This is a genomic window from Draconibacterium orientale, from assembly GCF_900111425.1.
In the GTDB taxonomy this organism is placed as follows: Bacteria; Bacteroidota; Bacteroidia; order Bacteroidales; family Prolixibacteraceae; genus Draconibacterium; species Draconibacterium orientale.
Genome location: NZ_FOHT01000003.1, coordinates 184425 through 192606, shown reverse-complemented (window position 1 = coordinate 192606; position 8182 = coordinate 184425). Strand labels below are relative to the sequence as shown.

The 8182-nt window shown below is 40.8% G+C and carries 7 protein-coding genes; 6 read left to right on the top strand and 1 reads right to left on the bottom strand.

Features of this window, described 5'->3' with window-relative positions; all coding sequences use genetic code 11:
* The first annotated feature begins 610 nt into the window (after positions 1-610).
* The 4 genes from BMW53_RS03485 (at position 611) to BMW53_RS03470 (ending at position 3924) form a co-directional block, all read left to right on the top strand.
* Positions 611-1096: an RNA polymerase sigma factor gene (locus tag BMW53_RS03485; protein ID WP_038557390.1), complete on the top strand. Its 486-nt coding sequence runs from the start codon at positions 611-613 to the stop codon at positions 1094-1096.
* Between the two features lie 44 nt (positions 1097-1140).
* A complete protein-coding gene (locus tag BMW53_RS03480; protein WP_038557388.1) occupies positions 1141-2187 on the top strand; it encodes a hypothetical protein in 1047 nt (348 codons plus the stop codon).
* A gap of 71 nt (positions 2188-2258) precedes the next feature.
* Positions 2259-3194, top strand: a complete 936-nt coding sequence (locus BMW53_RS03475) for a PTS sugar transporter subunit IIB (RefSeq protein WP_038557386.1) — start codon at positions 2259-2261, stop codon at positions 3192-3194.
* 133 nt (positions 3195-3327) lie between these two features.
* Complete coding sequence (locus BMW53_RS03470) at positions 3328-3924, top strand: methyltransferase family protein (RefSeq protein WP_051567708.1); 597 nt, start codon at positions 3328-3330, stop codon at positions 3922-3924.
* On the opposite strand, the gene BMW53_RS03465 is transcribed toward BMW53_RS03470, so the two are convergent.
* A complete protein-coding gene (locus BMW53_RS03465; RefSeq protein WP_038557384.1) occupies positions 3921-5549 on the bottom strand; it encodes an amidohydrolase in 1629 nt (542 codons plus the stop codon). The genes BMW53_RS03470 and BMW53_RS03465 overlap by 4 nt on opposite strands.
* Positions 5550-5673: 124 nt before the next feature.
* On the opposite strand from BMW53_RS03465, the gene BMW53_RS03460 reads away from it, so the two are divergent.
* Entirely contained in the window at positions 5674-6009 is a 336-nt protein-coding gene (locus BMW53_RS03460) for a hypothetical protein (protein ID WP_038557381.1), read from the top strand.
* Between the two features lie 78 nt (positions 6010-6087).
* The gene (locus BMW53_RS03455; protein ID WP_038557379.1) at positions 6088-8181 is read left to right on the top strand and encodes a TonB-dependent receptor; all 2094 of its coding nucleotides are present in this window, start codon (positions 6088-6090) and stop codon (positions 8179-8181) included.
* The last annotated feature ends 1 nt before the right edge of the window (position 8182 follow it).

The window sequence follows — 8182 nt, the reverse complement described above, 5'->3', positions numbered from 1 at the left end:
TTACTATTTGTGATTCTCGGCTACTAAGGTTTATTCTTTTAAAATAAGGTTCTTATAGAGCACATTTAAGTTGAAAAACTATAAAACCTGCTAATTCATAGGCTGTAAATAAAAAACCTTATCATTCTTCATCCTCAACCTTAGTAGAAATCCTTCCAGCCACCTACCCCAACCTTATTAACCTTATTTCATAGCGCCATTAAGGTTTATTCTTTTAAAATAAGGTTTTTCGGAGTACATTTAAGTTGAAAAATTTACACCTGTTCGGTTTATACGTCTCAAAAAAAAACCTTATTCTTCAACCGAAACCTTAGTAGAAATCCTTCCTGCCACCTACCCCAACCTTATTAACCTTATTTTATAGCGCTACTAAGGTTTATTCTCTTAAAATGTGGTTTTTCGGAGCACATTCAAATTCAAAGATTAGACACTGTTAATTCTTACGTTGCAAATTAGAAACCTTATTCTTCAACCTCAACCTTAGTAGAAATAATTTGAAAATCTACCCAAACCTTATTTCATTACCAATAAAATTCGTAGCTTTTTTTATTTCTACTGTAACTATCCCCAAACTTATCCGTCGTATGTTACGAACGAGGTTCAGAAACAAATGACAATTACCGAATATAACCTTGCAGTTGACAATTACTCAGATCGTCTGTACCGCTTTGTACTAAAAAGTATAAAAGATATGCATGCCGCGCAGGATATTGTGCAGGACAGCTACGAGAAATTGTGGAAGAACCGCGATAATGTGGATGGCACGAAAGTAAAATCGTACCTTTTTACAACGGCCTACCACACCATGATCGACCGCATACGCAAGGAAAAACGTTCGGCGTTTGCTGAAGATTTGAGCTTACCGGAAGAAGGACACGAAAGCAATTATTCCGACTTAAGCGAAATACTGAACGAGGCCGTTAACAAACTACCTGAAATACAACGAATGGTAGTGTTGTTGCGCGATTACGAGGGATACAACTACCAGGAAATTGGCGAACTGACGAACTTAAGCGAATCGCAGGTGAAGGTTTACATTTACCGGGCAAGGTTGTTTCTGAAAAAATATATTGGCAGCATTGAGGCAGTAGCATAACCCCTCAAACTCCCCTAAAGGGAAAAAAGGAGAAAGGGCGGAAAATGAAAGAGATTAACAGAACAAATTACGAAGCTTATTTTATCGATTACCTGGAGGGCAACCTGGCTGAAGGGATGATCGATAGCTTTATTGCGTTTCTGAAAGCGAACCCCGACCTGAAACAAGAACTGGAACTTTACGAGCCCATTTCGCTGGAGCCCGAAAAAGTTTCATTCAATAAAAAATCAGAGCTTTACAAAAGTAAATTCGATAATAACGAAGCATTTGATAACGCTGCCATTGCATTGCTTGAAGGCGACTTAAACGAGCCCGAAAAACAGGAGTTTGAAACTTACCTGGCTAGTCATCCGGAAAAGGAAAAAGAGGCAACAGCTTTCCAAAATACCAAATTGAAGGCTGATGAAAGCATTGTTTTTGCTGATAAGAAAAAGCTGTACAAAAAAGCGCCGGGCAAAACAATTCTACTATGGACAAGCCGTGTGGCAGCTGTTTTAATACTTGGCTTTGTTGTTTTTAATCTTGTAAACCGCAACAACGCCGTTCAGGAAAACTTATCTCAACAAATCGCAGAAGTGGAAAAGACTCCACAGCAAACAATTGAAGAAACACCTGTGATCGTTCCGGATAATGATATAAAAACTAATATTGCCGAAAAGATCGAAATGGAAGAACCTACTCCGATAGAAAAAATCAGTCCGAAAAATCCGGTCGTTAAAGACATCTTTGAGAAAAATTCTACGACGGAGGCTCCTGAAGCATTACTGGCCATGCGCGAAACACTTATCGTTCCTGAGAAACTGAATTCCATCACCGCGTCAATCGATGTCGAACAACCAGCGGCAACACTTGCTACCATGTACATTATTTACCCGGCCGAAACTTACGATGATGAAATGCTTTTGGCCGACCGCGTGAAAGAAAAAATCAATTTACGAAGCCTCTCGAAAGCCGGTCTCGACTTAATTGCAAGCATTTCCGACGATCGTTTCGAATACGAAACCAACAACAACGGCAAAGTGGTAAATTACACCTACGAATCGCGTTTACTGGCCTTTTCTATTCCGGGAAAAGGAGAAGCCAGTGAATAAATTTTACATTTCCCTGTAACTTTTAAAACAACCCGTCCGTCACAGCATCAGAAACATTTAAACAAAGAACGATGAAACAATTATTGATTTTAATTTTGTGTTGCGTGTTAACCACAAACCTATTCGCGCAAAACGATACAACAAAAGTTAATGTATTAAAAAAGAATGTGGTTACCGTTGTTGAAAACGACGATAAAGTTCAAGTGGTAGTTGGCGACGGCGTTGAAGTAATTACCGACGACTGGGGCGACACCACGCATGTTCGCATCGGTCGCCGTACTTTTAAAGTTATTGATGGCCACAACGGAACCTACGTTAGAGTAGAAAAGGACAAAAATCGCCCAAAATGGTCAGGACGGTTTAACCCGCACTGGGCTGGTTTAGAAGTTGGTGTAAACATAATGACCGGAACAGATTATTCAATCTACAATGGCGATTACGATGACTTTGGCGATTTTCTCGACCTGAATCCGGGTAAATCTTTATCGTGGAACCTGAATTTTGCCGAGTTCGCATTCAAAAACGAAAGCAAAACTTTTGGCGTGGTAACCGGTCTTGGGATAAGTTTTAACGACTATACGTTTAACGATCCTGTAAGCATTGAAAAACTGGATGGTGGCGGAATGACAGTTCCTGTTTATTTGCCAAACGACAGCGAAGGCCGTGGCATTAAAAAATCGAAATTACACGTAAATTACATTACCGCACCATTATTGCTTGAGGTGAAAACCCCGCTTCGTATGGGCAGTTCGCGCATGTATCTGGCCGGTGGTGTTATTGGCAGTCTTTACCTGGGTTCGCACACCAAATACAAGTATTACAAGGGCGGTAAAGAAAAATCGAAAAGTGGTTACAACATTAACCAGTGGAAATACGAACTTACCGGACGTATTGGTTTTGGCGATTTTTGTGTTTTTGCCAACTACAGCATGACATCGTTATTTAAAGATGGCAAAGGCCCTGAGGCTTATCCATTGATGATCGGTGTTTCGTTCCCGAATATTTAAATTCATAAACAAAACACAAAGACGCTAAGACACAAAGAAATTGTTGCAGAAATAGTGAAAAAACAATAAATGTCCCCGGTAATTTTTGCCGGGGATTTTTTGCTTTCAGAATTGCTTCACTTACTTTTATTTCGTGGAAATCATTCGTTTAATACCGCTGGTTGGCTTTTTGCTTTTCTGTTTGCAGATTGGCATCCGTGCTTTCGTTTTGCAACGAAAAGGAACACGGTTATCTGCGCGGAAAAAGCACTCTTCAAAAGGAATTTCAACGGTTTTACTCATCGCTTTCTTCCTGGTATTTACAAACGAACTGGTCTATAAAGCCGGTCTCATTCACATTTCCATCCTTCCTGAGGTATTGCGGCCATTACTTACCGGAAAAATTATTCTTACAATAAGCGGAATAGTATTGATTTTACTGAGTAATCTGTTCATGCTGCTCACTCTGCGCGCATTAAAACAATCGCTGCGTTTTGGATTAAACAAAGAAAATCTGGGCAAACTGGTAACTTCCGGAATTTATGCATGGTCGCGTAACCCGTTTTTTTTGGCTATTAATTGCTTGTTTGTAGGAATTTCGTTGGTGTTTCCTACACCATTTTTTATAACAATTAGTTTATTGACGCTTGTTTCCATCCACCTTTTTATTTTAAAAGAAGAGCGTTTTATGCATAAAAACTACGGGGAAGAATACAAAAACTACGCAAAAACGGTGAGACGCTATTTCTAGAATACCCTTTCCCCGGCACTCCAGGTACTTAGTATTTTCGTGTTTAAAACTTCTTTTGGTTCTGCTTTCATCAAATCGGTATCCAACACCACAAAATCGGCCCACATTCCCGGAACAAGTTGTCCTTTTTCATCTTCTTCGAACGATGATTTCGCTGCCCAGCTTGTCATGGCACGCAGTGTTTGTTCGCGTGTAAGCCCTTCGTCTTTGTGCCAGCCGCCTTCAGGCCAACCTTCATGATCGGTGCGGAATACAGCTGAATAGAAAGTGTAAAGCGGATAAATATTTTCCACCGGAAAATCAGTTCCTACGGGCAACCATCCATTTTGCTGCAATAAGGTTTGGTAGGCATAAGCACCTTTAATTCGCTCTGATCCCAAACGATCTTCAGCCCAGGGCATATCGCTGGTGCAGTGTGTTGGCTGAATGGATGGCACAATTGAAAACTCGGCAAACTTTTTAAAATCATCCGAATTAATGATTTGCGAATGTTCGATCCGCCAACGTCGGTCGTTTTTCCCTTTCAGAAACCTGCCATAAGTATCGAGCATTAAACGGTTTCCGCCGTCGCCAATGGCATGTGTGGCTACCACAAAATTATTGTCGTAAGCCAATTGGCAAATCATATCGTAATAATCCTGCGTTTCAATTTGCACGCCACTGTTTCCTTTGTGATCCGAATAATCGGCCATCAGCAGTGCACCTCTTGATCCCAGCGCACCGTCGGCATAAATTTTTATGGTATTCACCAACAAACGATCGGTTTTGTAAGCTTCTCCTTTTTTCACAAAATAATCGAAATTCTCCTGTGTAGGATTCAGCATGGCATTCACGCGCATTTTTAAGTTGCCGGCTTCCTGCATTTCATCCATCAGTAAAATGGTAGCTTTATCCAGCCCGCAATCGGTAACCGATGTCAGGCCGGCAGCAAAACAGTTTTTCTGCGCTTCCAGCAAAGCTTTTTCCTGCTGCTCGGGAGTAATTTCCGGAATCAGTTTCCCAACAAATCCCATAGCATTGTCGATCAGTACTCCTGTAGGTTCACCGTTTTTCAGCAGCACTTCCCCACCCTGAACTTTTGTGTCTTCAGAAATCCCTGCTAACTCCATCGCTTTCGAATTACACCATCCGGCGTGTCCGTCAACACGAACCAGGTAAACCGGAATATCGGGAAACAACTCATCCAGTTTTGTTTTGTCGGGAAAACCGGTGTCTTCCCAATCGTTCTGATCCCAGCTGCGGCCCAAAATCCATTCGCCACCAAATTTATCGTGGTGTTCTTTTAACAGCTCGTAAATCTCTTCCTGACTTTTTGTTCCGCGTAAATCGGCATATTGCAGCAGGTTTACAGCATAGCCGTTAAAATGACAGTGTGCGTCGTTAAATCCCGGGTAAATAAATTTCCCTTCAGCATCAAATCTCGTATCCGCATCGTATTTATCACTGATTTCCTGCGAAGTACCAATTGCTACGATCTTCCCGTTATTAACTGCAAACGCCTCAGCAACTGAGAATTCTTTATCAACGGTATAAACCATTGCCCCTGAAACAATCAGGTCAACTTTTTCTTTTTGTGTACACGATGCCATTACCAATAATAGAATTAATGCCTGAAAAAAATTCATAATTCATTTTTTTATTAACCACAAATTTAGCCTTTTATGGCATATTTAATAATAGCTAAACCTACGGGCTTTTACAACGATATATTATTATATTTGCGCGAGTTACAGAAACTTAAAAGCAAAAATGTTTACAGTCGGCATATTTACAACACATATCCCCTATTTGGTGTTTATTGCCTGTTATGCCTGGTTTTTGCTTTTTGGTGTTGATCAGGTTCAGGAAGGAAAAATTAAGATTGCCGAAAAATCGGAACAGATCGGGTACCATGTAAATCATGCAAAAGCTTCATCAGTGAATGTATATCATTTTTTACAGCCCGAAAATTATGCTTCCACGGGCTTAAAAAACTACAACAACCTAATAATCAAACAAAAGTGGAGAACCTACTTCACTCCTTTTGCCAGTCAGGATTGTTTTTTAGAAGGTTCTTTTTGTCGTCCCCCGCCGGCAATATCCTAAACACTTTCAACCTATTATTTATACCATTAAGCTTTGCTTATTGCAAGCAAATCATATTTATTCTGTTAAAGAAAAACCATGAAAAATATTTTTGCCTTAATCTTCATGGCATTACTGATAAACAACACAGTAAATGCCCAGCAAGATGTAAAAACCGACTCCATAAAACACTATCAGTTAGAGGATATCGAAATAAAATCGCCAAAATACAACCGCAACATTTTTAATATTCCGGCAGCGGCAACAATGGTTCCCGAACGGCTTATTGAAAACAACGGTGTAGAAGACCTGACCGGCGTATCGGCTATTGTTCCCAACTTTTTTATGCCCGATTACGGATCGAAACTAACTTCGCCGGTATATATTCGCGGCGTTGGAAACCGTATAAATACGCCATCGGTAGGTTTGTATGTCGATGGCATTCCCTACTTTGAAAAAGCTGCTTTTAATTTCGATTTTTTTGATATTCAGCAAATTGAAGTTTTACGTGGCCCCCAGGGAACGTTGTACGGCAGAAATGCAATGGGCGGACTGATCAACATCATTTCGCGCCAACCAAATGATGAGCGCCAAACCGAAATTTCAACCGGTTACGGTAATTACAACCAGTTGAATGCACAAATTTCTCACAATCAACCCATAAGCAAATCATTTGCCGTTTTAGGAAACCTGGGAATTCGCCATAACGATGGTTTTTTTACCAACCAATACAACAACAAAAAAGCTGACGAACTCAACTCTTATTCAGGGCGTTTAAAACTACTTTTTACTCCGGGAGACCGGTTTAAAGCAACAGGAAATGTGCAATACGAAGACAGCCGCCAAAGTGGTTATCCCTACGCCATTTATAACGACGAAACCAACGAAATCAGCGAAGTAAATTACAACCGCGAAAGTGGTTACGATCGTAAGCTTTTATCATCAGGATTAAACCTGGCTTATGCTGCCGATAACTTTCAAATCCGCGCTGTAAGCAGCTTTCAATCGGTAAACGACGGACAGGGAATTGACCAGGATTTTTCAGCTTCCGATAGGTATTTTGTAACCCAGGATCAGGATATTGATATGTTCTCGCAGGAGATAAATATCCAGTCGTATGAAAACGAAACCTACGAATGGCTTTTTGGTGCCTTTGCTTTTCACCAGGGGCTTGACAAAGAAGTGCACATGGAAATGGGTGAAGATCAATTGGCCAGCATGCCTTTTACCGAATATTCGTACACCAAATATTACGACAACAGCAATTCAGGCCTTGCCTTTTTCCACCAGTCAACGCTTAAATTCGGAGCGTTTTCGCTAACTGCCGGAATTCGTGCCGATTACGAAAAAGCAACACTCGACTATGTTTACGATCGGTCGTTAAACGGAAACCTTAAGAATGAGGAAGCTTTTGAAAGCGACATGGATTTCTTCGAAATTCTTCCGAAACTGGCTGTAAAATACAGCATTTCAGAATATCTGGTTCCTTATGCAACCATTGCAAAAGGTTACAACTCCGGAGGTTTTAACTCAACTTTTGAACGCGAGGAAGACCGTTCGTTCGATCCTGAGCAATCGTGGAACTACGAAGCCGGAATAAAAACAAAGTGGCTGAAACAGCGCATTTACGCCAATCTCGCCCTGTTTTATATCGACTGGGATAATCAGCAAATTTACCAAACCGTACCCAGTGGAACCGGATCGATGCTAACCAACGCCGGAAAATCGGAAAGTAAAGGTGTTGAGTTTGAAATTAAAGCATTGCCGGTACAAAATCTTGAAACCTGGTTGGCCTTTGGTTACAACGATGCAAAATTTGTGGAATACGAAAAAAACGAAAACGAAATTTACAACGGAAACTACCTGCCTTACGTTCCCCGCTTTTCGTTTAACATGGGCGGAAACTATACCATTGCCGTTAATTCAGGCTGGCTTGAACAAATTCGCCTGCACCTGACTTATAATGGCTTTGGAAAACATTACTGGAAAGAAACGAATATTGCTTACCAGGATTATTACGGACTACTGAATTCGCGTATCAGTTTCGATACCAAAAATATTCAGTTATCTTTCTGGGGAAAAAATATCCTTGATGCCGAGTACAATTCGTTCTATTTTCAGGCCGTTGGAAACTCGTATGCTCAGGCGGGAAAACCAGCCACAATGGGCGTTAACGTGAAGGTAAACTTCTAAA

Bases quoted from the DNA above. Each gene is read 5' to 3' on its own strand.
- BMW53_RS03485 (WP_038557390.1), top strand. From the start codon at position 611: ATGACAATTACCGAATATAACCTTGCAGTTGACAATTACTCAGATCGT.
- BMW53_RS03480 (WP_038557388.1), top strand. From the start codon at position 1,141: ATGAAAGAGATTAACAGAACAAATTACGAAGCTTATTTTATCGATTAC.
- BMW53_RS03475 (WP_038557386.1), top strand. From the start codon at position 2,259: ATGAAACAATTATTGATTTTAATTTTGTGTTGCGTGTTAACCACAAAC.
- BMW53_RS03465 (WP_038557384.1), bottom strand. From the start codon at position 5,549: ATGAATTTTTTTCAGGCATTAATTCTATTATTGGTAATGGCATCGTGT.
- BMW53_RS03460 (WP_038557381.1), top strand. From the start codon at position 5,674: ATGTTTACAGTCGGCATATTTACAACACATATCCCCTATTTGGTGTTT.
- BMW53_RS03455 (WP_038557379.1), top strand. From the start codon at position 6,088: ATGAAAAATATTTTTGCCTTAATCTTCATGGCATTACTGATAAACAAC.